Raw genomic sequence first — 25,262 nt, forward strand, 5'->3', positions numbered from 1 at the left:
ATTACGTAAAATCTCGCATTGAGATTACTTTGTACGAGATATTTACACGATAACCTGACGAGACCTCTATGACGACAACACGTTTTTCATCACAGTCTGTGCTCGCACAGGGCGGAACCAATAAACACATTGAAGATGCATCTATTATTCCCCCAGTATACACATCAACCACCTACCTACGCGACAGCGATAACCAGTACCGCTCCGGTTTGGTGTATTCCAGAGCTGACAACCCGACCTATCGCCCGGCTGAAAAGCTTCTTGCAGAGCTCGAAAACGCTGTTGATGCCCGCTTATTTGCCTCTGGTATGGCAGCGGCGACAGCGGTCTTTCAAGCCTTAAAACCCGGTGACTCCATTATAGCACCTAAGGTGATGTATTGGGCGCTGCGCCAATGGCTGAAAACCTTTGGTCAGGACGCCGGATTACACATACGTTTTGTAGACACGAGTAACCTCAAAGAGTTGCAAGAGTCAGTCAATGAGAAAGCACCGACTCTTATTTGGTTAGAAACACCGGGGAACCCGCTGTGGACAGTTACCGATATAGAAGCCGTGTCGGCTATTGCAAAAAATTGCGGAGCCCTACTGGCGGTAGACTCCACCGTTGCGACACCATTACTCACCAAGCCGCTGGATTTAGGGGCAGATATTGTCATGCATTCGGCCACCAAATATCTAAACGGTCATTCTGATGTTATTTCTGGTGCGTTGGCAGCGCGGGAAAACAGTGAATTCTGGCAGCGGTTAGTGGCTATTCGCGCGCAAAGTGGTGCAGTACCCAGTCCTCAAGATGCGTCCCAGCTACTGCGCGGCATGCGTACCTTATTTTTAAGAGTGCGCGAGAGCTGTCAAAATGCGCTGTACATTGCTGAGCAGTTAGAGCAACACCTTAACGTCACCGAAGTGCTGTATCCGGGTTTAAAAAGCTTTGCCGGGCATGACGTTGCCACTAAGCAAATGCAGGGAGGCTTTGGCGGTATGTTATCTATTCGTCTGGCAGGTGGTGAGAAAGCCGCTATTGCCGTTGCTGCGCAAACTCAGCTGTGGCATCGCGCTACATCATTAGGTGGCGTAGAGAGTCTGATTGAGCACCGCGCCAGTATTGAAGGGCCGGATACCCCGGTTCCTTCAGACTTACTGCGTTTGTCGGTCGGTATTGAAAGCGCCGACGACCTGCTGAAAGACTTACAACAGGCCATCGACAGCGCACACGCTTAAATGCTGACGCGTTTGTAGAAGCGGTATTCAGGTTTCCAGAAGTTGTTGTCGATGCGCTCACGCAGCGTATCGTCATCAATTTCCAGCGCCAGGCCTTCCCGCTGAGCCACTTTACCCACCGCAAACGCAATGTCTTTGCTAAGTTGAGTTAAGTCATTGAACGCCGGTAATAGCGCTTCACCTTTACCGTTTGCGCTCGGAGAGGCCTCAGCCAGCGTTTTACTGGCCACACGTAGCATTTCATCGCTAACCAGACGCGCCTTAACCGACAACACACCCAGACCAATGCCCGGAAAAATGTAACTGTTGTTACACTGCGCTATCGGATACAACTGACCGTCGTACTCAACCTCGCCAAAGGGGCTACCGGTCGCAACAATTGCCTTGCCTTTCGTCCATTTAAGAACATCAGCCGGATGCGCTTCCACATGCTTAGACGGGTTGCTTAATGGGAAAATAATAGGCCGCTCGACATTTTTTGCCATAGCCTCAATCACTTGCTCGGTGAACAAGCAGGCCTGCCCGGACACACCAATGAGAATATCCGGCTCAGCACAATGCATTACATCCAGCAACGACGGATAGTCACCACTGTATTCCCAGTCGTTTAAATCATCGGTTTTTTGCGCCAACGCCTGTTGGAAGTCGCGTAAACCATCCATGGTGTCCATGACCAAACCATAACGGTCAACCATGAAAATTTGCTTCTTCGCCTGCTCTTCCGTTAAGCCCTCGGCAGTCATTTGAATCATGACTTGCTCAGCAATTCCACAACCCGCTGAGCCGGCACCAACAAACACTACTTTTTGCTCACTGAGCTTTTTGCCTTTTTGGCGACACGCCGCCAACAAAGTACCCACGGTGACAGACGCCGTGCCCTGAATGTCGTCGTTAAAACAACAGACTTCGTCACGGTAGCGACGCAGCAACGGCATTGCATTAGGCTGAGCAAAGTCCTCAAACTGCAGCATCACTTCCGGCCAGCGCTTAGTCACCGCCTTAATGAACTTATCCAGGAATTCATCATACTCTTCCTGACCAATACGCTTATGTCGGGCACCCATATACATTGGGTCTTCCAGAAGCTTCTCATTGTTGGTGCCTACGTCCAGCATCACCGGCAAGGTATACGCAGGGCTAATACCACCGCAAGCGGTATACAGCGACAGCTTTCCAATTGGAATGCCCATACCGCCAATACCCTGGTCGCCTAAGCCCAGAATACGTTCACCGTCGGTAACAACAATGACCTTCACCTTCTGCTTAGTCGCATTGCGCAGAATATCGTCCAGCTGGTCACGCTCTGAGTACGAAATGAACAAGCCCCGAGAACTGCGGTAAATGTCCGAGAATTTCTCACAGGCATCACCCACGGTTGGGGTGTAGATGATTGGCATCATCTCTTCCAGATGATCGGTCAATAAGCGGTAGAACAAGGTCTCATTGTTGTCCTGAATAGCCCGCAGATAAATGTGCTTATTAATGGGCGTTTCAAAACTTTTGTACTGCATGTACGCACGCTCAGCCTGCTCTTCAATGCTTTCGTAGCGAGGCGGCAACAAACCGGTCAGGTTAAACGCCGCGCGCTCTTCCTTACTGAACGCACTGCCTTTGTTCAACAGCGGGGTTTCCAACAAATTCGGACCAGAATAGGGAATATAAAGCGGACGCTGCGTCTGCGGCATAAGTACAAACTCCTGAAAGCCAAAGTAATACGAATATCATAGCAAAACGCGGCTGCGATTCACATGTTTCGCTGGGCTTGGGAGGAAGCGGCTGTTGAGTCACACGTTTCGCTTGAGCGTTAAGGACAGTTATGCCTGAGACGCTGCAAGTTCATCCATGAACGCTTGACGAAGGCCATCCATGGCCTTCGACACTCTGGCATAACGGCCCTCAACACTCGTAACGCTTACATGTGACCCAACAGCCGTTTACTCTCTCCAAAGCCCCACTGCTGAGCTTCTAAGCACTCGCTAGCTAAAATTTTCACCTGCCACAATAACTTCAGGTCCCTGCACTATCCAGTTCGTAATCCATAACCAGACATTCGAGCGGTATGTGTAACCCGCTATGAAGGCGTCGAATCATAGGCAGCGTTAAACGCCGTTTCCGATTTAAAACCTCACTAACCCGACTCCGCTGACCTAAAAATGGCACCAAGTCAGAATCTTTCAGACCCTCCTGATCCATTCTGAATTTAATCGCTTCCACAGGATCGGGCGCATCAATTTTATACTTAGCTTCTTCATACGCTTCGACCAAAGTCACCAGAATATCGAGTTCATCAGCCTCATCTGTGTTGGGCTCAGCATCCCAAAGCTCATCAATACGGGCCAGTGCACTCCGATGATCTTCAGCTGTTTTAATGGGCTTTATATTCATACCCTCACCTCTAAACTATTTCTGCATTAATTGCGTCGTACTGCTTATGCGTACCAACAAAGCGAATATAAATCATCGCAAATTCGTATTTCACCGCCACAATCAGTCGGTACTTATTGCCATGAATATTAAATACAACCCTATTGTTAGCTAAAAAGCTCGCGTTTCGATACTGCTCTTTTATCTCCTGCGGGGTTCTCCATGAGGCATATCGTGCTTCATCAAACCAAGCTTTTAGAGGTTGCTCTGCATCCCTGTAGTTAGGCTTTTCCCAAAACTCCCGAAGAGTCGCCCTTGATACAATTCTCATGAACGTAGTTGTCCCTAATTTAATTTCCCATTATGGGAAAAAAAAGAAGTTTTGTCAATGAATTTCCCATATCGGGAAAACAGTCTTTTTATGTATTAAGAATAACTACATTTCAGAAGGAGGAAATAAGATAAGGACTAAAAGAGCATATGAATAAAAGGACAAAAAGGTGTGGCTTGATGCTATTGCATTATAAGAAACGCGGAATAGTGAGTGATGAGGTTAGCTGGGTGAGTGCGCCCGACAGTTGAAAAGGCTCTTGAGGAGGTGTGCAGCGCCATGGATGGCGCTGCTCAAGCCCTACAGGGACGTACTCGCGGGCGTTCTCCTCAAGAGCCTTTCAACTTCAGCACTCATTCAACTACAGCTTCAGGCCCCAGCGGGTGGCGGTACGTTTAACGGCATCGACATTTTCGGTAGCGATAATGTGCAGAGGGGTGGTTTCGAACTGGGCGCTTAAGTCCAGGTGTTGCTTCAACCACGACAGCATAGCTTCGCCGGAATGGATCGTTTTGGTGCCGTTGAAGTAGTCAGAAATGCTGTCGGCTATCAGCGGAAAATGCGTACAGCCCAGCAGCACCACATCCGGCTTCTCCAGGTTGCCGAAATAGTGCTTAAAGGTTTCCTGCAATATCGGTCCGTCATAAAGCTCTTCTTCAACAATAGGTACGAACAACGGCGTCGGCATGGCGTCTACCTGGTTGTAACCTAACGCCTGTATCTGCTGCTGATAGGCACCTGAGTTTATTGTTGAGCGCGTGGCAATAACCAGTACTCGGGCGCTGGTATCAACGTCTTGCAATTGCTGCAGCGCCATAACACCCGGCTCCAGCACGCCGTACACAGGCTTATTGGAAAACTTCTGCATTTGCTCAAGCGCGGTCACACTCACGGTATTACAGGCGACGACCAGACAATCGACATCGGCGCCGTTAAAAAACTCGACGGCTTCCAACGCATAGCGCGTTACCGTATTGCTGTCCTTACTGCCGTATGGCACCCGTGCGGTGTCGCCGTAATACAGCAACTCGCTAAAACAACCGCTTTGCTGCAATGAGCGAGCTACGGTTAAACCACCCACACCACTATCAAAAACGCCGACTTTCATGTCTGTTTATTCCTTTTCCGCCTGTGCGCCCAGGCTTACTGTTTTAAGTCGCAACGCATTGGTTATCACAAACACACTGGACAACGCCATCGCACCGGCCGCCAGCATGGGCGACAGCAAAATGCCAAAAAACGGGTACAAAACGCCCGCCGCAACCGGAATCAACGCGGTATTATAAGCAAACGCCCAGAATAAATTCTGATGAATATTGCGCATGGTTGCTTCCGACAAGGCGAAAGACTGCTGCACCACGGTCAAGTTATCTGACATCAGTACCACATCGGCCGATTCAATGGCTACGTCAGTACCCGTACCGATAGCAAACCCTACGTCCGCAGAGGCTAATGCCGGTGCGTCGTTAATGCCATCCCCGACAAATATCACCTGCCCCCACTCTTTTTTCAGGCGTTTTACGGCATCGACTTTGCCATCGGGTTTGACGTTAGCAATCACTTCGTCAATGCCTAATTCTTTGGCAATGCGCTTCGCAGTAGACTCGGCGTCGCCTGTCACCATAGCCGTCTTCAAACCGTCATCATGCAGGCGCTGAATCAACTCTTTGGTACTGGATTTAATCGGGTCATCCTGAGTGAATACCGCTGCCAGCTTGTCATCTACCGCCACATAAATAGGCGTACGACCGCTTTCAGACCAGCTTTTCGCGTCATCGGGTTCGTTATCCAGCGAAATATTGTTGTCCTGCATTAGTTCGCTGGTACCGATATAAAGTGTTTTGCCATCAACTTTACCGGTCGCTCCCAAACCTGAAATGGCTTCAAAGCTGTCGGGCTCGCTGACTTTAATCCCCTGCTCTTTGGCATAGTTGACCAGGGCTTCTGCGGTGGGGTGCTCTGACTTAGCTTCAACCGAGGCGGCTAATGTCAGCACCTCTTTTTCATCAAAGTCGCCAACTTCTATCCAGTCGGTAATGGTCGGCTTGCCCTCTGTCAGCGTACCGGTTTTATCAAAAATAACGCCTTTCGATTGCTGCAACGCCTGCAATGCACTGCCCTGACGGAACAATACGCCCATTTCCGCAGCACGGCCGGTGCCTACCATAATCGACGTCGGCGTTGCCAGCCCCATGGCACACGGGCAGGCAATAATGAGTACGGCCACCGCATTTACCAAGGCGAATGTGAGTGCTGACTCACTCGCCGCAAAATACCACACCACAAAAGTGATCAGCGCTACCAGCATGACCGCTGGTACAAACCATAAGGTAATACGGTTGACGGTGTCCTGAATGGGTAGTTTACTGCCCTGAGCCTGTTCGACCATCCGGATGATCTGCGCCAGCACCGTGCCTTCACCAGTTGCCGTGACTTTAAAGCGCAGCGTGCCTTTTTCATTAAGTGTACCGCCAACCACCTTATCGCCTTTTTCTTTATGCACGGGCTCAGGTTCACCGGTTATCATCGCTTCGTTCACATAGCTGTCACCGGAAGCCACTTCGCCATCTAAAGCAATACGCTCGCCCGGACGAACTTCAATTTCATCGCCTTTGCCCAGCTCAGCAATATCGACTTCAGTTACTTCGCCGTCATGTACCACCCGTGCGGTTTTGCTTTGCAGGCTCATCAGCCGCTGAATGGCATCGGACGTATGGCTTTTGGCACGCGCTTCCATAAAGCGGCCAGCCAGAATCAGCGTGACAATAACCGCCGACGCTTCAAAGTAAACGTTCACTGACTCGCTGGGCAGCCAGGAAGGCACTACCGTTGCCACGACCGAATAGCCCCAAGCAGCCGTTGCGCCGAGAGCCACTAGCGAGTTCATATCCGGCGCGCCGCGGAATAACGCAGGAATGCCTAGCTTATAAAAACGTGCACCGGGAACCGCCAGGACCACCGTAGTAAGCACTAACTGTATCCACCAGCTGGTCTGTAAGCCCAGTGAGTTATGCACCCACTCGGAAAATACCGGCACCATATGGTTACCCATGGCCAATATAAACACCGGCAGCGTCAGCAATGCGGAAAGCCAGAGTTGTTGCTTCAGCGAACGCATTTCGTTCGCTTGTTGCTCTCGTTGCTCACGCATTTGCTTGTCACGGTCAACGACCTCATGAGCGTCGTAACCCGCACTCTTCACAGCCTGAATCAAATCGTCAATAGAGACTGAGTCAGAATAGGTCACTTCCGCACTGTCCGACGCCAGGTTAACCGAGGCATCTTCAACACCTTCCAGACCATTTAATGCTTTGTCGACACGCCCTGCGCAAGAAGCGCAACTCATCCCCTCTATACTTAAACGAATTGACTTACTCATGCTGCCCTCCTGCTATTTTACCGCCATGCGCCTCGCTGTCTTTCAGCCAAAGCAGTAACCAAAACACAAGCAAATGACCTATCTCGATATATCGCTGCACGGCGCCACGAATTTCAGTCAGCTCCGGCGACGTCATGAGCAAAAATCCTAAAGCGATAATGACCGACAATAGAACAAAAGCCGCACGCACTGGCCAGGTGGTTTTTGGTGTGAAGCTTAATAGTAACGTGCCTAACGCAAAGCCAAAGTAACTAATAACCGCAATGCCATTATGTATCGCCTGTGAGCTCGAACCATCGACTGGACAGCCAGTGTCACAGGGCGCCATAGCGCTACCTATGTAAGCTAATGGGTAGAAAAACAGTAACGACCAACCAACCTGGCTAATGCCTTTAACTCTTATATGCTGTCGCGTCGTTAATAACAGACCAGCCGCTATCATGCCCAGCGGAATAAAACCAACCCAGCCCAACGCACCTGCCGCCTGCGTGCCAGTGGCATTAATTTCGCTAATATACTGACTGACATGTGAAAAGTCCGGCTTAACCCAGCTGGCGATCAGCTGCAAGCCCACCCAAAACAAGGTCAAAATAATCAATTGCGGTAATATTGGCGAACTGTGCTGTGCAGGTGTGTTATCGGCTGTCGGCATGACGCCTCCTCGGCTGTTTTTAAGTATGATACTCTTTCATCCCAGTGTAATCCAAGATGGGTGTCATTTGTGAATATTCAAGTGTTAGGTTGCAGTGGTGGGTTGAGCGGCGACAATAAAAATGGTTCCACCTGCGTTCAGCTGCGTTCCGATATCGTTATTGATGCCGGAACCGGTTTAAATCGATTGAGCCTTGCACAAATGCGGCAGGTTCGTCATGTCTTTTTGACACATTCACATATGGATCATATTGCTGCACTCCCCACATTTTTAAGCAACCAGTACGATAGTGAGCACTTACCCGTTACGGTTTACGCCTTACCGCACACCCTGGCCAAACTGCGTGACAACATTTTTAATGGCGACATTTGGCCAGAGCTCAGCAGCATGACGGAAGGACCCAACGCTATTTTGCAGTTTGAAGAAATTCAACCCGGTCATTGTATCGAAATAGATAACATGAGCGTCCGCGCATTCGAGGTGGATCACAGTGTTCCGACGGTCGGTTACAGCGTGAAAAGTAACGAGCAGCATTTTGTCTTCTGCGCCGATACCATTGCAGGCAGCGTGTTAACTCAGCAATTAAACGAGTTAGGTGACATTGATACCTTAATGTTGGAATGCGCCTTTCCAGATGAACTTCTGGACGTCGCACAGAAAACCAAGCACATGACACCCAGTTTATTGCAAAAAGCCTTGGTCAGTTTGAAGCAGCAGCCCGAAACACTCTGGATTACTCACCTAAAACCCAGCTACGAAGCTCAACTGCGAGAGTTGCTAACAAAAACACCACCGCATAAGAATACGGTGGTGCTTTAATTCAAGGTAGAATAATCGCTTAGAAGCTGTAAGTAACACCTAAGTGCACTTCATTGTCGATGCTGTTGAAGTTACCACGGAAACCGGCGTCAGCTGAGAAGCGATCGGTAAAGGCGTAACGTAAGCGCGCACCAACCGATGCAAAGCCGTCTAAACCCCAGTCGTAACCCGCATCAACAATTGCGGTAGTCTGCTGACTTAACTTGGTCATAGCGCCGATGCCGGCATACGCGCTGGTGTCGTCGTAGTTGCCAAAATCGTAATGGCTGACACCACCTTTTAAGAACGTATCGAACTGGCGATCAGCCCCCATATCCAGGAAATATTTAGCACCAGCGCGAAGTGAGTAGTCACCCATGTCGGTAAATTGCACTTCGCCAACCCAGTTGTCGGCAATACTCGTTGAGCCTTCTACATAAAAGTCTGAGTTGTAAAAGTCGTTAAAACCACCGCTAATGTAATTAACGCTATCAGCATTGCTCGCCGCTGAGAAAAAAAGCGAACCACTTGCAATTAGTGCTGTTGATAATACGAACTTTTTCATGACTTACCTCCTTGGTTACAATAATTCTATTATCGCACCTAAAAGGCATTTCAACAGATCACTCACTGTAAAAGTTCGGTAAAACTAAGTTAGGTATATTTTCGTCTTTTATGATGCCGGAAGCCTTTAATGGTTGGCTGGGATACCATTACACGAGATAGATGTTGCTCCAGTGACTCTTTTAGCTCAGGGAAAATAGCCCAGTCCGAAAAATCATTAATAAAGTCAGATAACTTATCCGCCATCACTTCTATTTGCTCAAGGGGTTTCGCTATACCAAAATCCTCACCCAACTTTCTTAAATAATAAGCCGATGGAAAGGCTTTGCTTCCATACAACTTAAGCGCCATATCGTTATCTATGGTCGGATAAATAATTGTATGCGTCACATCGTAAATAGGCGTCAGTCGAATATCGTTGTTATTCGCAACATCGTAAAAAATGGAAAAGTTTTTAAGGTGAGCATCCCCATTACCAATCAGAACATTAAAAACAATGTACTGATACAACTTATTAAGCTGCTTTGTGCTCTGCGTAAATAATTTAACCACTTTCATAACTTGCTCATAACTTGAGCGATATTTGTCAGTCGAGTCTCTTTTGGTGAGTACACAAAAATCCTCAACTGCGTATTTTTTATCACCATTAATATCGAAGCGTCTCATGACAAAGTTCTGCCTATCATCAGACAACCAAAAGTCAGGTGTCTCTAAGTCACAAAACTTAGCCGCAGACATACAGATAAACTCATTGGCGGTGAGTTTAGGAAATTCTTCATCGGAGGTTTTAATGATCAAATCCGGATAAACTAACGTCGCTTTTTCTGAGGGAACAACAACTTTTGGTTGAACTCCAGATATCGCTGTTTGCAAATAGTAACGCTCAAGAAGCTGCGGAAATAACAACTCTTTTGAATTATCCCAAGACAAAATATCTTGCAGAGACGTTTTCTCCAGAGGTCTTTGCGGCAACTCATTATTCCGATAATTAATAGCGCCAATTCCGTTATCCCCCTGCAGCGCTAACAGATACATGTCGTTTACAGTCGCATAGCGCCTTAATCGCTCCTCAATATATCGACGCACAAAACCTTCCGGCAAGTTCATCGTAAAAATTGGTGGTAACTTTCCTGACGAATACGGATCCAGCCGGTTGGGCATAGAAAGAGACACCGGACAGGCGTTTTTTTCGTAGCTAAAGCTATACTGAGCACCATGAACCAGCCGCCCCGCCAGTTGGTCGTTCAGGTATATCTCGAGTTCTCTTATACGCGATGGATACTGAGCTAATTCATCAGCCATTTTATTCAGTCCTCCATCGGGAATAAGTCATCAAGCTCTTCAAACGTCGGCATTTTTGTTTTCGTAATGGCCAGCGAATAGCCAAAGAGCATTAGGTACCTTTCAAACGTCGCAATCGAGCCCAGGTAAACACCTCTCTCAATTGCTGAAATAGTTTGACGATTACTTTTAATCTTCTCCGCAGCTTCCGTTTGTGACATTTTTTGAGCCTTACGCTCTTGCTGAAGCTGCTTACCAATTTCTTTTCGTGGAGTCATAACAAATAGTTTTTGACAAATATATTTGTCATAATAGTAAAAAGCACAGAAATGACAAGAATAACTGTCAAAATAACTTATTCGCTAGTAATGAAGAACTGTCGGGGGAGAGCTCAAAAGGCAGTTGAGGCGCTAGCAAGCGTTACGAGTGTTAAGGCACGTTATGCCAGAGTGTCGAAGGTATCAGCTATTGACGTAACGCTGTCGCAGGAAAATCTGGAGAAAGTGTGCAGCGCCATGGATGGCGCTGCTCAAGCCCTACAGGGATGTACTTGCGGGCGTCTTTCGGAAGGTTCCCTGCGACAGCCAGTCAATAGCTATTCCCACTCTATCGTTGCAGGAGGCTTACCAGAGATGTCGTAAGTCACACGGGAGATGCCGTTAACTTCATTAATAATGCGGTTAGAGACTTTCTCCAATAACTCGTAAGGCAGGTGTGCCCAACGTGCCGTCATGAAGTCGATGGTCTCAACGGCACGAATGGCAATAACCCAGTCGTACTTACGCTGGTCGCCCATGACGCCAACTGAACGCACCGGCAGGAATACCGCAAATGCCTGGCTGACTTTGTGATACCAGTCTGCGTTGTGCAGCTCTTCAATGAAGATAGCGTCAGCACGACGCAGCAGGTCACAGTACTCTTTCTTAATTTCGCCCAATACACGAACGCCTAAGCCTGGTCCAGGGAACGGATGGCGATACAGCATGTTGTATGGCAGGCCAAGTTCCAGACCTATTTTGCGCACCTCGTCTTTAAACAATTCACGCAATGGCTCAACCAGCTTCAAGCGCATGTCGTCAGGCAGGCCGCCCACATTATGGTGTGACTTAATCACGTGCGCCTTACCGGTTTTCGAGCCCGCAGACTCAATGACATCAGGGTAAATAGTTCCCTGCGCTAACCAATCCACTTCGGTTAGCTTACCGGCTTCTTCATCAAAAATTTCAATGAAGGTATTACCGATAATTTTACGCTTCTTCTCCGGATCGTTTTCACCCGCCAACGCATCCAAAAAGCGATCTTCAGCGGCAATAGGCAGAATGTTCAGGCCATAATGGTCGCCAAACATCTCCATCACTTGCTCTGCTTCATTTAAGCGCAGCAAACCGTTATCTACGAAAATACAGGTCAGTTGGTCGCCAATGGCACGGTGCAGCAACATTGCCGTAACCGACGAATCAACACCGCCGGACAAGCCAAGAATGACTTTATCAGTACCGACTTGTTCACGAATACGCTCTATCGCATCGTCAATAATTTTCGCTGGAGTCCATTGCTTTTCGCAGCCACAAATACCGCTGACAAAGTGCTCCAACATACGCTCGCCCTGACGCGTATGAGTCACTTCCGGGTGAAACTGAACACCATAAAATTGACGCTCTTCGTCTGCCATTGCTGCATAAGGGCAGTAAGACGTTTTTGCGACGGTGTGGAAGCCTTCAGGAATAGCTTCAACCTTGTCACCATGACTCATCCAAACGTCCAGTAAAGGCGCACCTGACTCAGAGACGGCATCTTCAATGGCTTCAAACAGTGGACTTTTTTCCACCAGTTCAATTTGCGCGTAACCGAACTCACGCTCTAAGGAGCACTGCACTGAGCCGCCTAATTGATGCGCCATCGTCTGCATGCCGTAGCAAATACCAAAAACAGGCACGCCTGCTTCGAATACATAGTCTGGCGCACGCGGTGAGCCTTCTTCAGCGACGCTTTCCGGACCACCAGAAAGAATAATGCCCTTCGGATTAAAATCACGAATATCGGCTTCGTCAACGTCCCACGCCCACAGCTCACAGTAAACGCCTATTTCACGAATACGGCGGGCTATCAGCTGCGTGTACTGCGAGCCAAAATCTAAAATCAATATTCGGTGATCATGGATATCTCTAGTCATTCGTCATCCTGTTAAGAGCTGCGGTAGTTCGGTGCTTCTTTCGTAATATGCACATCGTGTACGTGTGATTCGCCCATGCCGGCAGCCGTCACTTTTACAAACTGCGGCTTGGTGCGCATGTCTTCGATAGTCGGGCAACCGGTTAAACCCATTGCCGAGCGCAGACCGCCCATTTGCTGATGGATAATCGCAGAAATTGGCCCTTTGTACGCAATGCGCCCTTCAATACCTTCCGGTACCAACTTGTCGGCTTCATTACTTTTCTGGAAGTAGCGGTCAGACGAGCCATTGCTTTGGTTCATGGCGCCTAAGCTGCCCATACCACGGTACGATTTATAGTAGCGTCCCTGGTAAAGCTCGACTTCACCCGGTGACTCTTCGGTACCCGCGAGCATGCTGCCAACCATAACGCAGTGCGCGCCGGCTGCCAGAGCTTTAGCAATGTCACCTGAGAAACGAATGCCGCCATCGGCAATAATAGGAACACCAGAGCCTTTCAATGCATCAACCGCGTCGCTAATGGCACTGATTTGTGGCACACCACAACCCGTAACAATACGGGTTGTACAAATAGAGCCCGGACCAATACCGACTTTCACGGCATCGACGCCAGCTTCAACTAGTGCTTTAGCGCCCGCCGCGGTGGCGACGTTGCCGGCAATAATTTGTAAATCGGGGTAGTCTTTACGCGTTTGTTTAACGCGGTCTAACACACCTTGTGAATGACCGTGCGAAGTATCGATGAGCAGTACATCAACGCCCGCTTCAACCAGCAGCTTAATCCGCTCTTCCGTACCAGCACCCACGCCAACCGCAGCACCAACACGCAAAGAGCCTTTTTCATCTTTACAGGCGTTCGGTTTGTTTTCCGCTTTTTCAAAGTCTTTCAGGGTTATCATGCCCTTCAATTTGAAAGCGTCATCCACAACTAAAATCTTTTCAATACGGTGTTTGTGCATAAGCTGCAGTATTTCATCACTTTGTGCCGTTTCATGCACACTCACCAAGCGATCTTTGCCCGTCATGACATGGCGAATCTCTTTCGCATCATCGTCTTCAAAACGGGTGTCGCGACCGGTCACAATACCGACTAAATCACCGTTTTTCTCAACCACAGGAAAGCCCTGAAAGCCGTGCTCGGCAGTCAGTTGTTTAATTTCACCAATGGTTGTTGTCGGTTGGACAGTAACAGGGTCTGTAACCATGCCACTTTCGTATTTTTTGACTTTACGGACGTGTGCAGCCTGCTGCTCTGGCGTCATGTTTTTGTGGATAAAACCAATACCACCTTCTTGCGCCAGCGCAATTGCCAATGCTGATTCGGTAACCGTATCCATGGCGGCCGAAACCATCGGAATATTCATTGAAATTCCACGCGTTAATTGCGTGCGTAAATCAGCGGTATGGGGGAGAACTTCGGAATGACCAGGAACGAGCAGAACGTCGTCAAAGGTCAAGGCTTCTTGGGCAATTCGCAGCATGTGCAACACTCCGTGACTGGATTCATGTTGCGGGTGGATTTTACCCGTTTTTACCACCGGGAGCAAGTAAAATTAATGGGGCCGGCTTCGCAGTACCTACCATTAACTCCCTTGTTTTACATTAGAAGCGTTGACAGTAATCGTTCCGAGCCAGGAAGTACAACATTATCAAAATATTCTCTTTGTACTCCCATAGCTTCTGCTTCTTCTCTATAGGCAATGTGATTATTCCGGAGGTGCTGGAGTGCTCGTTTTAAACTGTTATTTACAGCATAAACGCCGTAATGAGTATGAGCTTCCGCGTACGCCTCGGCAGGTATATCTCCCCAGTTTTCAGACATTGCAATCAAATCAAAATGTCTTTATAAGGTTTCTGCATCCACCGATCTGCATTTGCCAGAAGCTTGGTGATAAAACACGAGGTACGGTCAATAAAAGGCACATTAAATAAATCCGCTCCACTTCCCTTTTCTAGCGCGTAATTGTCAAAAGCGACGAACCCAAGCTTAATTCTCACACCTTCAATATCTAGAAAAGTACGCACTCCATACCTATCAAACATAATATCGCGAGAGTAAATAAAGTCTTCTTTTACCAGTTCACCTAACGTTCTATTTGTTACCTGTTCTCGTACCGCCCGAAATGACTTTTTATCTCTACAAAGAAAATCAATGTCAACAGACTCACGGTACTCATCAAGTTCCAAAGCTATACGGGTTCCGCCACCGAAAAGGATTGAGTGCTCAGCTAAATAATGGCTATTAAAGTTATTCAGACAACGTTGAATTAAGGGTAAGCGGATTAAATGGTTGATCTTACCTTTGCATGAGAGTGAGACAGACCGGCATCTCATCGGATTATCTGGTTGATGCTTCACCTACTGCTGGTGCATGTTTCCTTCGCTAATTCCAGCAAGAACCCCACACGCCTCAACTTCCCGGTCATCGTTGCAACTCGCTCTCAGTGAAACGAGTTGTTTCTCAAGCGCTTGCAGAGCGGTTATCTGCGACCGCACATGAGAGATGTGATCATCGAGCAAGGCGTTGACGGCGGTACAAGGCTGATGAGGGTCGTCCTGATAGCTCTGTAGTTCGTGAATCTCAGCCAGTGACAGGCCCAGGATTCTGCAGCGACGGATGAAGGCCAGCCCCTCACCATGCTTCTCGGTATAGACACGGTAACCGTTGTCCTGCCGATCAGGCGGCGGCAACAAGCCCTGCTGTTCATAGAAGCGGATCGTCTGTGTTTCGACCCCTACCAACTGCGCCAACTGACCAATGCGCATCAGCCTCCTCCCCAACGGATTCTTTACTCTATTGACCTTATAGTAGCTTTATAGTTTAAAATGGTACCACAACATTGTTCAAGTGGAGTCGTATCATGAGCAAATCCTGTGGTGGCGCCTGTGGCGGTGATGCAACGTCCGCAGCGGATACCGATATACAGGCCTCCTCCGAGGCGCCAGGGAGATGGGTCAGTGTTTATGCCGTGCCGAAGATGGACTGTCCATCAGAAGAACGAATGATTCGCCTAGCCCTGAACGGCGTTGAGGGGATTCGGGCACTGTCCTTCGACTTGTCGAACCGCCGGTTGAAGGTCGTGCATGACGGTGAGGTCGAGCCCGTCACCGCGAAGCTGAAGACCTTGGAGCTAGGCGCCTCGCTTCAGGAAAGTGTCGCTGCCGATCCGGAGACCATCAAGGCGGCCGAGTTCTCGGCAGCCTCTGCCACGCAAGAATCCGGGACTCTGCGCTGGTTGCTCGGCATCAATGCGCTCCTTTTCGTAGTGGAAATGACAGCCGGCCTGATCGCCCAGTCCACCGGCCTGATTGGAGAGTCCCTGGACAATTTCGCCGATGCGGCCGTGTACGGGCTCGCACTTTATGCGGTTGGACATAGCGTGAGAATGCAGCTACGTGCCGCGCATGTTGCTGGTGTACTGCAACTGATCTTGGCTGTGGGCGTACTCATAGAGGTGGTGAGACGCTTTGTATTCGGTAGTGAGCCTGAATCGCTGGTGATGATGGCTATCGCATTCGTCGCATTGATTGCCAATACCAGTTGTCTGCTGCTCATATCCAAACATCGGGAAGGCGGGGCGCACATGAAGGCAAGCTGGATATTCTCGGCCAACGACGTGGTGATCAACCTGGGGGTCATCACCGCCGGCGCCCTGGTCGTGTGGACCGGTTCCAATTATCCGGATCTAATTATCGGCACCATCGCGGGGCTCGTCGTGCTTAACGGTGCCAGGCGCATTCTGGCGCTCAAGGGTTAAATAATGCTCATTATTGGCAAAAAGCTCTCGCCGTACGCCCTGTTGTCCATATCGGGCCTGCTGGCAACGTCTGATCAAGCTGTAAAGTGGCTGGTGCAGCAATCAATGGCCTATGGCGAGTCTGTTTCGGTGACCCCGTTCTTTAACTGGGTGCACCTAAGGAACACCGGTGCCGCATTCAGTCTTTTTGCGAATGGTGGAGGCTGGCAGCGCTACTTTTTTATCGGGATCGCGGTGGCGGTCTCGATTTTTCTGATCAAGCTGATCCTTGAAAATCGTCATAAAGGAGAAGCCATCGCTTACAGTCTTATCCTCGGTGGCGCCATGGGCAACCTGATTGACCGGGTCTTTCGTGGCTATGTTGTGGATTCCTTTGATTTCTATTGGCGAGACTGGCATTGGCCGGCCTTCAACCTGGCTGATATTGCAATTGTCCTCGGTGCCTTACTTTTCGTTTCCGGCAGCTTTTTGGGTAAAAAAACAAACACCAATGCCGAGCCGGATGGATCTGACTGACACCTACGCCTATACAACACCATGACCGAACTTCCCGACAACATCCTTCACCTGCCGCAATACCAAGTACTGGGCTGCAAATCAACCGACGACGAAATGCACTTCCAGGTGGACGTGCCCGATCCCATCGCCTGCGAGGAATGCGGCGGTCAAGGCTGTGCTGCCCCAGGCCCGTATCGTGGTCGATAAGTTCCATGTGGTGCGCATGGCCAACGATGCCCTGGAGAAGGTGCGCAAGGGCCTCAGAAAGGAGCTGAAACCGTCCCAGAGCCGGACTCTCAAGGGTGACCGGAAAATCCTGCTGAAACGCGCTCACGAAGTCTCAAACCGGGAACGCCTCATCATGGAGACCTGGACCGGCGCATTCCCACAACTGCTGGCCGCCTACGAGCATAAGGAACGTTTCTACGGCATCTGGGACGCTACCACACGGCCCCAGGCAGAAGCCGCCCTGGACGAGTGGATAGCCACCATCCCGAAGGGCCAAAAGGAAGTCTGGAGCGATCTGGTCAGGGCTGTAGGCAACTGGCGCGAAGAGATCATGACCTACTTCGAGACGGACATGCCCGTCACCAACGCTTACACGGAGTCCATCAACCGACTGGCCAAGGACAAGAACCGTGAAGGGCGCGGTTACTCCTTCGAGGTGATGCGGGCACGAATGCTCTACACCACGAAGCACAAGAAGAAGGCACCGACTGCGAAGGTCTCTCCTTTCTACAAGAAAACCATCGGTTACGGACTGCCGGACTTCGCAGAGGAACTCAACTACGGAGTCGATCTATCAACCATCTGAGGGTGGTATCAGATTGATGGGGTGAAGGTGCCCCATCAACCATTAAATCCGTATACCCTGAATTAATTGATGGTGTTTACGTTGATAAGTTTTCATCGACTTTTACGCTGCACTTGGAAGAAAGCCTCCGGCATCCTTTGCTAATTTATCAATCAATTGCCGCTCATGCTCAAGCATTTGCTTTTCTTCGACAAAGCGCCATCGAGTTTCATAAATATCCAACGCCTCTTTTGGCGTCAAGTATTGCGCAGTGGTATCCCACAGAAGCTTATCAAGCTCTGGATAATCAATACGATTAATCTTGTGCATTATGCCTCCGCTCACCATTAAATGTTTATACTATCAATCTAATTAAGCGGTTAGTATTTGTCCACTATCACCCTAGGTCTCGCAATCTCAGGCGTTTTCCATTCGAATAAGTATCATAAGCGATGCAAGGTATTGCTACACTATGGTATCCAGCAAACACCGCCTTTTAGCTGCGGTTCAGGTTCAGGTATGAACTGGCAGGTAGAATAGCCCGTTTTGGCGTCTTCTTTCGCCTTCTCATTGTACTGGTGTATGGCGTTCATCAGCGCCCGCTCATCAGTCACGGTTTCACTGCTGTAAACCACATAACCTTCCGGGCCGCCGCAAGCCTTTTTGCCCACCGGTAACACTTTACAACTCTCAATACTCTGCGCTGCCGGTGTGCCAATTAAGCTCTTTATATCCGCCATAGTAACAGGTTCATCCTGCGCTGACTGTGCACTACTGCAACCGGCCAAAAACATGGTTGTTATAAAAGCTACTAGTAATTTCATATCTCTCACCTAGACATTCCGTTGAATTTGTTCAAGCCGCTCTGCTAACCAAACTTTAATAATAGATTGTCTCGTTACACCAATGCGGGCAGCCTCTTCATCTAAAGAGGCTAGCATCCATTCAGGAAAATCCACATTTACTCGCTTTTGTTTGCGCATGGGTCTTTTCGCCTTTTCCAGCTCAAGCTCATCCATAACGTCTTCATCTGAATCAAACTTTTTGTCAAATTCACTCGCTTTCATAAAGCTTCACCTCACGCCGACAAGCTTTTGCCGCTATCAAATTCAAACTTCAACATTAAATATATACCATATACGCATAAAAAATAAATAAATATGGTATTACTTTTATATCTTAAGGTATTTAGGAGAGTTGCTACTGACTTTGTGTGATATTAAAAGTACAGCATTTAAAACAAACTAACTCAAAGACCTTGAAACATTTTCTAACATTTGCGTAACGTAGCAGTTACTCAAATTTATCAATGACACCCCTAGCACAAGTCCGCTACATTGGGTAAAACCTAACCAAAAGTAAAACTGAGGTAACACGCATGCGTTTTAAGCACTCTCTTTTAGTATTAGCCATTGCCGGTGCTTTGTCGGCTTGTGGTGGATCAAGCGACTCATCCACACCAGACAACAACACTGGCGGCGATAATACCGGCGGTGACAACACAGGCAGCACGACAACCGTTGTCACTAAAGGGGTCATTACGGGGTTTGGTAGTGTGTACGTAAACGGCCAGCGTTATGGCTCTGACAATGCAGCTATTGCCGTTGGTAACTCACCAGCTGCAGACGAAGCGCAACTGAGAGTAGGTATGGTGGTAACCGTTGCTGCTTCTGCCTCCAACAATGGCGAAGACCCGGAAGCAGAACAAATTACCTATGAAGAGAGTTTGCAGGGGCCTGTTGCGTTTATTGACCGAGAAGCAGAGCAAATTGAAGTGCTGGGTCAAACCGTTATTTATGATGACTTAACAGAGTTTGAGGGCGCCGACATTCAGACATTAACCATCGGTAATCTGGTCGAAATTAGCGGTTATATCAATGAAAACGGCGACTTCTACGCAACCTTAGTAGAGCTTGAAGACGAAGAAACAGACATTAAGCTCAAAGGTAATGTTGCTAATTTAGATACGGACGCTACAACGTTTACTCTGGGCGATCTAACCATTAACTACTCGACCGCACAGTTTGAGGATATGAGTGTTGAAGACCTCGCAGATGGGCTGTTTGTGAAAGTCGAAGGCGAAGGTGAAAGCTATAACAGTGACAGTAATACGTTAACCGTCGCGACTATCGAGAATAAAGAAGACTTAGATTTAGACGAAGACACTGACGAAGTCACTATTGCCGGTATCGTTAAAAACTATGACGAAGAAGCCGGTACTTTCTCCGTGAACCAATATGACTTTGTTGTCAGCGACAGCACAGAATTTGAAGACGGCACCGCCGACACGCTAGCTAACGGTATTATTGTTAAAGTGGAAGCCGTATTAGACGGAGATCAACTGGTTGCGGAAGAAGTCGAGTTCAAAGCTCGTGATGCGCGCAGCAAAGTCGAAGGGCAAGTGACCGACATTGACGCAGAAGCTATGACTTTTGTGCTCAACGACACGACTTTCACCGTTACATCAGAAACTCAATATGAAGATGAGTCAGATCTGGATGAACGCCGCTTCACCTTTGACAACATTGAAGTCAATGATTGGCTGAAAGTAGTTTCACGTCAGGACGACGAAGGTAATGCTATTGCGCTTAAAGTGAAACGTATTGAGGAAGATGAGCGCGACGGCGAAGTGAAAGGACGAGTCTCTGCTGTCAGTACTGAAGGCATGACAATCGCAAACGCAAACGTAACCTTTGACGAAAACACCGAGTTCGAAGACGACGACGGCACTATTTCACTTGAAGACTTCATCGCCCTCGTTGAAAGCCTGAATGCCGTTATCGTTGAGGTGGAAGGTAACTACGTTGACGGTTCGCTACTGGCCACTGAGGTTGAGGTAGAGAATGTGAGTGGTGAAGGCGATGACGATGACAATGGCCGCCCTGACAACACAGGCAAAGCCGAATTTAAAGGCGCAGTAGAGTCAATAGAAGGTGATGCGGTTTTTGTCAACGGAAAAGAGCTTCGTTTTGCTGAAGACGCCGAACTTGAATTAAATGACGAAGAAGTCGATGTTGTGACATTTATCGAAGCCCTCGACGTGGGCACTGTCATTGAAATAGAAGGTGTCTGGGTTGAAGAAAGCTACATTCTCGTCAAAGAAGCCGAAGTTGAAAACGAAGACGACGATGGCGAAGAGTAACCGTCCTTAAACCTAGCTTGGTACGGTGGCTAATACGTCACCGTACCAAGTTACGCCCAGACCTCAAGCCCAACTCGAATCCCTATTTCTGTATCATTGAGTATGGGTTAAGAAATTGGCGGCTCCATAATAACCGTCTATCCACCTCGTTCAGCGTCGCTTCATCACACACTGCTTCCCAGTTATCCGTGATCGTCTGAATTTGATGATCGAATATCTCTTTCGCTTCATCCTGTGACAAGAGGAAATTATGAGCAGTTTCTAAACAGGTTTTTAGTTGACTCAGTTTATTATTGCCGGAAATCATCATTGCCTGAGAAGCCTCGTTCCCTGTGCGCCCCTGAGGACAAATATCGTAAGCAGGAGTTAAAGATAGTGTTTTGCCATCCCAAAAGGCTGCATGGTTTCTGGCATGATCATCTGTATTACCGGACAAAATGTTAAACGTTAATCGACAAAACAGCTCGCGCAGAGTCTTTTTGGGTTCGGTAAAGCGCGCCCGAATAATTTCCGCCAAAGTCTCATAACTTGCATAGCGCGCCATCATGTCATCAAGTTCAAATAAAGTCAGAGCCGATACAATCGACTTACGCGCCCATCTGCCCCCTTTAGCAACCCGGTCAAAGCGCTCAACCAACAATACGTCCTTATGTGCAGCTCGAGCTATCTTAACGGAAGCAACATCTAGCCCCACAAGGCTTGCTAGTCGCATGGCAACGTACTCAGCTTTTACAACACTATAAATGTCATTGCTCGCTGAAAACTTCGCTATATACTTCTTCCCCTGCTCTTCAATCAAGGCTTTGGGGCGAGCACCACCTATCGAGCTGCCGTGAAATAATGCCTGGTCTAACTCAGGCGTCAACGGAATGCCTTTTTCAACCCGTTCAGCAGATTCAACCAATTCTTCCATAGTGACATTCGTAGAAACTCGCGGCGCATAGTCAGTCGCTGACAATTGAAAGTCTAAAGCGCCTATGCGATCAGAGCCTGACTCTAACAAATAGGTGAGTTCATCAAGCTGCCCCGTGTCAATATTATCTCCTTTATGGCCTAATCGACGGTTTATAATAACCCGACGCCCCCACGCATCCGGCGCACTATCTCTTATACACCCTGGAACACTAAGGCCTTCCATCAACGGTAAAACACCAGGTTTTAGCGGTAATTCTGGTTCGTAAATTGGAATGGCATCTTTTACGCGCTCAAGGTAACTCTTACCATAGTTGAAATATAACTTCTCGCCGTCGGGCTCCAAACGTCCAGCAACAGTCGGCTTGGTTTCATCAGGCAACCAAATCCAAACGTACGCTTCCTGGTATTCCCGCTTAGAAATCATCCTTGACTACCTTTTGGGTTTTTCTGGCGCTTTTAGGCAGCAGAGACAGTTTTTCATTAACCTGCTCAAGCTGCATCGCCAATCGACTTGGTTCTGTCTCGAATAAGCTCACACCAACAATTTTGGCCACCTCAAACGTTGCACCAATTTCGCACTTGGGGTCAGCTTTTTCTATGCGAACCAGCATGCTCCGGGAAATGCCCGCTCGGTCAGCCACTTCTTGAGCACTCATCTTATTCTCAAGCCTTGCAGCACGTATTAACCCTGCAAGTAACGATAAAGCTTCTTGAGTGTATTTAGAATAAGTTCTTACAACAGACTTTGGCATAATGCTCCATATATGAATCACAAAAGTGGCTTAAGGCTTATATATAGCACAAATTGGAAGATCATCAAGGATCGTTTTATATATAAACCATAAAGGTTTTTTATGGTTTATATAGAGAACATTATTAGCAGTTTCTATTGTGGTAGGGATTATTTGAAGGTTACCCTGAAATTTTTATCGGGTGCATCATTGTAAAACTCCCCACGGTGTAGCGTGAGCTGAGGGTCAACCTGCAAGCGGTAGTCCGACGTTAGGAAAGCATTATCGTAGGCAAAACTAAATACGCCGCCACGGCTTGTCTCTGAAAACTTTAGCTCACCAATTAACAAAGACAATTGGGAAAGCAACAAAAAAGCCGCACCCAACCGTTGTCAGGTGCGGCTTTTAGCTATTCAGTTTTTAAATGTGGCTTTGTGGCCGGGCAATAAAATGCGGGTTTAAATAATCTTCTTTTTGGTTGTAAAGCAGCGGGTCGCCGTTAATGGTGGCGATGTCGCCACCCGCGGCGCTTAAGACGGCATGGGCTGCCGCGGTATCCCACTCACAGGTAGAGCCTAAACGCGGGTAAATGTCAGCTTCGCCTTCAGCCACCAGACATATTTTCAATGAGCTGCCCATAGGCACCATTTCGTATGGCTTGCCTAAGGAATCTAGCCAATCCGTCGTTTCCCTCGACGGGTGTGAACGTGAGCCAACCACACGCAAAGTCGCCGGAGCTTTGGCAGCCACTTTAATCGGCTTATCATTCAACATGGCGCCCATATCACGCTCGCCGGTATACATAGCATCCAATACAGGCGCATACACCACACCCATAATCGGCACGCCTTTTTCGATTAACGCAATATTCACTGTGAATTCGCCATTGCGTTTAATAAACTCTTTAGTGCCATCGAGCGGGTCAACCAACCAATAGCGAGTCCAGTGTTTACGCTGCCCCCAACTAATATCTGAAGACTCTTCAGAAATAATCGGATACTGCGTATCCAACTCACGTAATCCCTCACAAATAACCTTGTGCGCTGCTAAATCGGCCTTTGTCAGCGGGCTGTCGTCGCCCTTTTGTTGCACGTTAAAGTCATCACTTTCGTACACGTCCATAATGGCGGTACCAGCGTCGCGAGCAATTTGTTTTACGTCATCAAGCAATCCAATCATTACATCGCCATCCGTTTTATAACGGCATCGGTACTTTCATCAAAAGACTCATCACTTTCGCCGTCGAGTACTCGAAGCACATCTTTTGCTATCTTTTTGCCTTTCTCAACGCCGGGTTGGTCGAAGCTGTTTAATCCCCAAATAACGCCCTGGGTAAATACCTTGTGCTCATAAGCGGCTATCAACGCACCGAAGCTTTCGGGGGTCAGCTCATCCATTATCAGTAGGTTCGATGGATGTCCTCCGGGGTAGTTATCTCGCGGCGACTCGACGTTCTTACTGCCTTCCCACATCAGGCGTCTGTGCGCTAAGCAATTAGCAACGGCCAAACGCTGCTGCGACGCCAGGCCATCCTGAACTGCGGGTTCGAAACCCGGCGCTGCGCGTTTTAACACGGCAACAAAGTCCGCAGTAAACTCGTCATAGCCTTGGTGCAGGTGCTGGAAAAACGCATGTTGTCCATTCGGTCCAAAACCGCCCCAAATAATAGGGCCAGTTGGGTAATCAATCGCTTTATTGTCTGCCGTTGACTGTTTACCATTACTTTCCATGTCCAGCTGCTGCAAATAGTTCGGTAACATACGCAAGCGACCGTCGTAGGGCAAAACCGCTAGGTTATTAATGCCCAGCTCTTCTCGGTTATATGCCCCGTAAAGCGCCAGTAATATGGGTAAATTGTCTTCTGCCGGTGCCGTAAAGAAATGCTCATCCATGGCTTTGGCGCCTTCCAGCATACGCTCAAATGGCCGCACACCCGTTGTCAGCGCTATGCTCAAGCCAATAGCCGACCATAGGGAAAAGCGTCCACCAACCCCTTCGCCAAAAGTGAATTGCTGCGACGGCGGAATACCATAGTCGGTCATCGCCTGGGCGTTCGCCGACACGCCTATCACGTGCTTACCCAGCCACTGCTCCTGGCCCAACGCAGGCTCTATCCAACGGCGCACGGTATCGACATTGGCAAAGGTGTCGATAGTACCAAACGACTTGGATGAAATAATAAATAACGTGGTTTCCGGGTCGACAATAGGTAACACCGCGTAAAGCTGTCCGCCATCCATCGACGAAACAAAATGCACTTGCAGGTCATGCAAAACCGCATCATCAGCAAACTCTTTTAACGCAAACGAGCCCATTTGCGGGCCCAAGTCAGAGCCACCTACACCAATATTGACCACGTCGGTAATAGGCTTGCCGGTCGACCCCAGCCAACGGCCAGAACGCAGCTTCTGTACCACCTCAACAAAGCGGGTTTTACGGTTCGTCTGCTTAGCCACCGCATGAATAGAACGGCTTAATGTGTGCGTCACCGGGCGGTTTTCACTGACATTCAGATACTCACCACGGCTAAGCTGCTCACGAGCTTCATGAAACGATTCAGGCAAGCGTTTGCTTGCCTGCTCTGTTAATTCATTTACTGACAGCTTCTGGTAGCTGGTATCCAGTGCCAGATAAGGTCCGTTTTTTATCATTTAACTGTCCCT

General features: G+C 48.6%; 25 protein-coding genes and 1 pseudogene. 6 read left to right on the top strand and 20 right to left on the bottom strand.

What is annotated here, in order from left to right; genetic code table 11:
* Positions 1-68 precede the first annotated feature (68 nt).
* Positions 69-1,220: a trans-sulfuration enzyme family protein gene (locus UM402_RS09920; RefSeq protein WP_058576707.1), complete on the top strand. Its 1,152-nt coding sequence runs from the start codon at positions 69-71 to the stop codon at positions 1,218-1,220.
* Here the strand turns inward: UM402_RS09920 and UM402_RS09925 are convergent.
* From UM402_RS09925 to UM402_RS09950, 6 genes are all read right to left on the bottom strand, one after another.
* Positions 1,217-2,905 (bottom strand): NAD-dependent malic enzyme, encoded by a 1,689-nt coding sequence (locus UM402_RS09925; RefSeq protein ID WP_058576708.1) that lies wholly within the window; start codon positions 2,903-2,905, stop codon positions 1,217-1,219. The two genes, UM402_RS09920 and UM402_RS09925, sit on opposite strands and share 4 nt — an antisense overlap.
* A 322-nt stretch (positions 2,906-3,227) precedes the next feature.
* The gene (locus UM402_RS09930) at positions 3,228-3,605 is read right to left on the bottom strand and encodes a helix-turn-helix domain-containing protein (protein WP_058576709.1); all 378 of its coding nucleotides are present in this window, start codon (positions 3,603-3,605) and stop codon (positions 3,228-3,230) included.
* 10 nt (positions 3,606-3,615) lie between these two features.
* Complete coding sequence (locus UM402_RS09935) at positions 3,616-3,915, bottom strand: type II toxin-antitoxin system HigB family toxin (protein WP_058576710.1); 300 nt, start codon at positions 3,913-3,915, stop codon at positions 3,616-3,618.
* A 361-nt stretch (positions 3,916-4,276) separates the two neighbouring features.
* Positions 4,277-5,023 (bottom strand): glutamate racemase, encoded by a 747-nt coding sequence (gene murI, locus UM402_RS09940; protein ID WP_058576711.1) that lies wholly within the window; start codon positions 5,021-5,023, stop codon positions 4,277-4,279.
* Between the two features lie 6 nt (positions 5,024-5,029).
* Entirely contained in the window at positions 5,030-7,294 is a 2,265-nt protein-coding gene (locus UM402_RS09945) for a heavy metal translocating P-type ATPase (RefSeq protein WP_058576712.1), read from the bottom strand.
* Positions 7,287-7,946, bottom strand: coding sequence for a DUF998 domain-containing protein (locus UM402_RS09950; protein WP_058576713.1), 660 nt, complete (start codon positions 7,944-7,946; stop codon positions 7,287-7,289). The genes UM402_RS09945 and UM402_RS09950 overlap by 8 nt, the downstream gene beginning before the upstream one ends.
* A 69-nt stretch (positions 7,947-8,015) precedes the next feature.
* Between UM402_RS09950 and UM402_RS09955 the strand changes: the two genes are divergently transcribed.
* Entirely contained in the window at positions 8,016-8,765 is a 750-nt protein-coding gene (locus UM402_RS09955; protein ID WP_058576714.1) for a 3',5'-cyclic-nucleotide phosphodiesterase, read from the top strand.
* Positions 8,766-8,784: 19 nt separating this feature from the next.
* Here the strand turns inward: UM402_RS09955 and UM402_RS09960 are convergent, their stop codons facing one another.
* The 7 genes from UM402_RS09960 to cadR form a co-directional block, all read right to left on the bottom strand.
* A complete protein-coding gene (locus tag UM402_RS09960) occupies positions 8,785-9,309 on the bottom strand; it encodes a hypothetical protein (RefSeq protein ID WP_058576715.1) in 525 nt (174 codons plus the stop codon).
* An 89-nt stretch (positions 9,310-9,398) separates the two neighbouring features.
* Positions 9,399-10,610: a type II toxin-antitoxin system HipA family toxin gene (locus UM402_RS09965; RefSeq protein ID WP_058576716.1), complete on the bottom strand. Its 1,212-nt coding sequence runs from the start codon at positions 10,608-10,610 to the stop codon at positions 9,399-9,401.
* A 5-nt stretch (positions 10,611-10,615) separates the two neighbouring features.
* Complete coding sequence (locus tag UM402_RS09970; protein ID WP_058576717.1) at positions 10,616-10,867, bottom strand: helix-turn-helix transcriptional regulator; 252 nt, start codon at positions 10,865-10,867, stop codon at positions 10,616-10,618.
* A 317-nt stretch (positions 10,868-11,184) separates the two neighbouring features.
* Positions 11,185-12,762, bottom strand: a complete 1,578-nt coding sequence (gene guaA / locus UM402_RS09975; RefSeq protein WP_058576718.1) for a glutamine-hydrolyzing GMP synthase — start codon at positions 12,760-12,762, stop codon at positions 11,185-11,187.
* 11 nt (positions 12,763-12,773) lie between these two features.
* Positions 12,774-14,243 (bottom strand): IMP dehydrogenase, encoded by a 1,470-nt coding sequence (guaB, locus tag UM402_RS09980; protein WP_058576719.1) that lies wholly within the window; start codon positions 14,241-14,243, stop codon positions 12,774-12,776.
* 346 nt (positions 14,244-14,589) lie between these two features.
* Positions 14,590-15,096: a nucleotidyl transferase AbiEii/AbiGii toxin family protein gene (locus UM402_RS09985; RefSeq protein ID WP_366023455.1), complete on the bottom strand. Its 507-nt coding sequence runs from the start codon at positions 15,094-15,096 to the stop codon at positions 14,590-14,592.
* A 24-nt stretch (positions 15,097-15,120) separates the two neighbouring features.
* Complete coding sequence (cadR, locus tag UM402_RS09990; RefSeq protein ID WP_004364961.1) at positions 15,121-15,528, bottom strand: Cd(II)/Pb(II)-responsive transcriptional regulator; 408 nt, start codon at positions 15,526-15,528, stop codon at positions 15,121-15,123.
* Between the two features lie 95 nt (positions 15,529-15,623).
* On the opposite strand from cadR, the gene UM402_RS09995 reads away from it, so the two are divergent.
* The 3 genes and pseudogenes from UM402_RS09995 to UM402_RS10005 all read left to right on the top strand — a co-directional run bounded on the left by UM402_RS09995 (position 15,624) and on the right by UM402_RS10005 (position 17,832).
* A complete protein-coding gene (locus UM402_RS09995) occupies positions 15,624-16,520 on the top strand; it encodes a cation transporter (RefSeq protein ID WP_006956200.1) in 897 nt (298 codons plus the stop codon).
* A 3-nt stretch (positions 16,521-16,523) separates the two neighbouring features.
* Positions 16,524-17,036 (top strand): signal peptidase II, encoded by a 513-nt coding sequence (gene lspA, locus UM402_RS10000; protein WP_322295302.1) that lies wholly within the window; start codon positions 16,524-16,526, stop codon positions 17,034-17,036.
* Positions 17,037-17,057: 21 nt separating this feature from the next.
* Positions 17,058-17,832: pseudogene (locus UM402_RS10005) on the top strand (ISL3 family transposase).
* 102 nt (positions 17,833-17,934) lie between these two features.
* Here the strand turns inward: UM402_RS10005 and UM402_RS10010 are convergent.
* From UM402_RS10010 to brnA, 3 genes are all read right to left on the bottom strand, one after another.
* The gene (locus UM402_RS10010) at positions 17,935-18,141 is read right to left on the bottom strand and encodes a hypothetical protein (protein WP_058576273.1); all 207 of its coding nucleotides are present in this window, start codon (positions 18,139-18,141) and stop codon (positions 17,935-17,937) included.
* Between the two features lie 140 nt (positions 18,142-18,281).
* Entirely contained in the window at positions 18,282-18,635 is a 354-nt protein-coding gene (locus UM402_RS10015; protein WP_058576272.1) for a hypothetical protein, read from the bottom strand.
* A gap of 9 nt (positions 18,636-18,644) precedes the next feature.
* Positions 18,645-18,878: a type II toxin-antitoxin system BrnA family antitoxin gene (brnA, locus tag UM402_RS10020; RefSeq protein WP_058576271.1), complete on the bottom strand. Its 234-nt coding sequence runs from the start codon at positions 18,876-18,878 to the stop codon at positions 18,645-18,647.
* A 311-nt stretch (positions 18,879-19,189) separates the two neighbouring features.
* On the opposite strand from brnA, the gene UM402_RS10025 reads away from it, so the two are divergent.
* Positions 19,190-20,953 carry a DUF5666 domain-containing protein gene (locus tag UM402_RS10025; protein WP_058576270.1) on the top strand — a complete coding sequence of 588 codons (1,764 nt, stop codon included), beginning with the start codon at positions 19,190-19,192 and terminating at the stop codon, positions 20,951-20,953.
* A gap of 82 nt (positions 20,954-21,035) precedes the next feature.
* Here the strand turns inward: UM402_RS10025 and UM402_RS10030 are convergent, their stop codons facing one another.
* The 4 genes from UM402_RS10030 to pgi all read right to left on the bottom strand — a co-directional run bounded on the left by UM402_RS10030 (position 21,036) and on the right by pgi (position 25,250).
* Entirely contained in the window at positions 21,036-22,292 is a 1,257-nt protein-coding gene (locus tag UM402_RS10030) for a type II toxin-antitoxin system HipA family toxin (protein ID WP_058576269.1), read from the bottom strand.
* Complete coding sequence (locus tag UM402_RS10035) at positions 22,282-22,620, bottom strand: helix-turn-helix transcriptional regulator (RefSeq protein WP_058576268.1); 339 nt, start codon at positions 22,618-22,620, stop codon at positions 22,282-22,284. The genes UM402_RS10030 and UM402_RS10035 overlap by 11 nt, the downstream gene beginning before the upstream one ends.
* A gap of 399 nt (positions 22,621-23,019) precedes the next feature.
* Positions 23,020-23,778: a 3'(2'),5'-bisphosphate nucleotidase CysQ gene (cysQ, locus tag UM402_RS10040; RefSeq protein WP_058576266.1), complete on the bottom strand. Its 759-nt coding sequence runs from the start codon at positions 23,776-23,778 to the stop codon at positions 23,020-23,022.
* Positions 23,778-25,250, bottom strand: coding sequence for a glucose-6-phosphate isomerase (pgi, locus tag UM402_RS10045; RefSeq protein ID WP_058576265.1), 1,473 nt, complete (start codon positions 25,248-25,250; stop codon positions 23,778-23,780). Before pgi ends, cysQ begins: the two co-directional genes overlap by 1 nt.
* Positions 25,251-25,262 lie beyond the last annotated feature (12 nt).

The organism is Idiomarina sp. OXR-189 (assembly GCF_034373425.1).
GTDB lineage: Bacteria > Pseudomonadota > Gammaproteobacteria > Enterobacterales > Alteromonadaceae > Idiomarina > Idiomarina zobellii.

Coding starts and splice junctions, on each gene's coding strand:
- UM402_RS09920 (WP_058576707.1), top strand. CDS start 69: ATGACGACAACACGTTTTTCATCACAGTCTGTGCTCGCACAGGGCGGA.
- UM402_RS09925 (WP_058576708.1), bottom strand. CDS start 2,905: ATGCCGCAGACGCAGCGTCCGCTTTATATTCCCTATTCTGGTCCGAAT.
- UM402_RS09930 (WP_058576709.1), bottom strand. CDS start 3,605: ATGAATATAAAGCCCATTAAAACAGCTGAAGATCATCGGAGTGCACTG.
- UM402_RS09935 (WP_058576710.1), bottom strand. CDS start 3,915: ATGAGAATTGTATCAAGGGCGACTCTTCGGGAGTTTTGGGAAAAGCCT.
- murI (WP_058576711.1), bottom strand. CDS start 5,023: ATGAAAGTCGGCGTTTTTGATAGTGGTGTGGGTGGTTTAACCGTAGCT.
- UM402_RS09945 (WP_058576712.1), bottom strand. CDS start 7,294: ATGAGTAAGTCAATTCGTTTAAGTATAGAGGGGATGAGTTGCGCTTCT.
- UM402_RS09950 (WP_058576713.1), bottom strand. CDS start 7,946: ATGCCGACAGCCGATAACACACCTGCACAGCACAGTTCGCCAATATTA.
- UM402_RS09960 (WP_058576715.1), bottom strand. CDS start 9,309: ATGAAAAAGTTCGTATTATCAACAGCACTAATTGCAAGTGGTTCGCTT.
- UM402_RS09965 (WP_058576716.1), bottom strand. CDS start 10,610: ATGGCTGATGAATTAGCTCAGTATCCATCGCGTATAAGAGAACTCGAG.
- UM402_RS09970 (WP_058576717.1), bottom strand. CDS start 10,867: ATGACTCCACGAAAAGAAATTGGTAAGCAGCTTCAGCAAGAGCGTAAG.
- guaA (WP_058576718.1), bottom strand. CDS start 12,762: ATGACTAGAGATATCCATGATCACCGAATATTGATTTTAGATTTTGGC.
- guaB (WP_058576719.1), bottom strand. CDS start 14,243: ATGCTGCGAATTGCCCAAGAAGCCTTGACCTTTGACGACGTTCTGCTC.
- UM402_RS09985 (WP_366023455.1), bottom strand. CDS start 15,096: ATGAGATGCCGGTCTGTCTCACTCTCATGCAAAGGTAAGATCAACCAT.
- cadR (WP_004364961.1), bottom strand. CDS start 15,528: ATGCGCATTGGTCAGTTGGCGCAGTTGGTAGGGGTCGAAACACAGACG.
- UM402_RS09995 (WP_006956200.1), top strand. CDS start 15,624: ATGAGCAAATCCTGTGGTGGCGCCTGTGGCGGTGATGCAACGTCCGCA.
- lspA (WP_322295302.1), top strand. CDS start 16,524: ATGCTCATTATTGGCAAAAAGCTCTCGCCGTACGCCCTGTTGTCCATA.
- UM402_RS10010 (WP_058576273.1), bottom strand. CDS start 18,141: ATGCACAAGATTAATCGTATTGATTATCCAGAGCTTGATAAGCTTCTG.
- UM402_RS10015 (WP_058576272.1), bottom strand. CDS start 18,635: ATGAAATTACTAGTAGCTTTTATAACAACCATGTTTTTGGCCGGTTGC.
- brnA (WP_058576271.1), bottom strand. CDS start 18,878: ATGAAAGCGAGTGAATTTGACAAAAAGTTTGATTCAGATGAAGACGTT.
- UM402_RS10025 (WP_058576270.1), top strand. CDS start 19,190: ATGCGTTTTAAGCACTCTCTTTTAGTATTAGCCATTGCCGGTGCTTTG.
- UM402_RS10030 (WP_058576269.1), bottom strand. CDS start 22,292: ATGATTTCTAAGCGGGAATACCAGGAAGCGTACGTTTGGATTTGGTTG.
- UM402_RS10035 (WP_058576268.1), bottom strand. CDS start 22,620: ATGCCAAAGTCTGTTGTAAGAACTTATTCTAAATACACTCAAGAAGCT.
- cysQ (WP_058576266.1), bottom strand. CDS start 23,778: ATGATTGGATTGCTTGATGACGTAAAACAAATTGCTCGCGACGCTGGT.
- pgi (WP_058576265.1), bottom strand. CDS start 25,250: ATGATAAAAAACGGACCTTATCTGGCACTGGATACCAGCTACCAGAAG.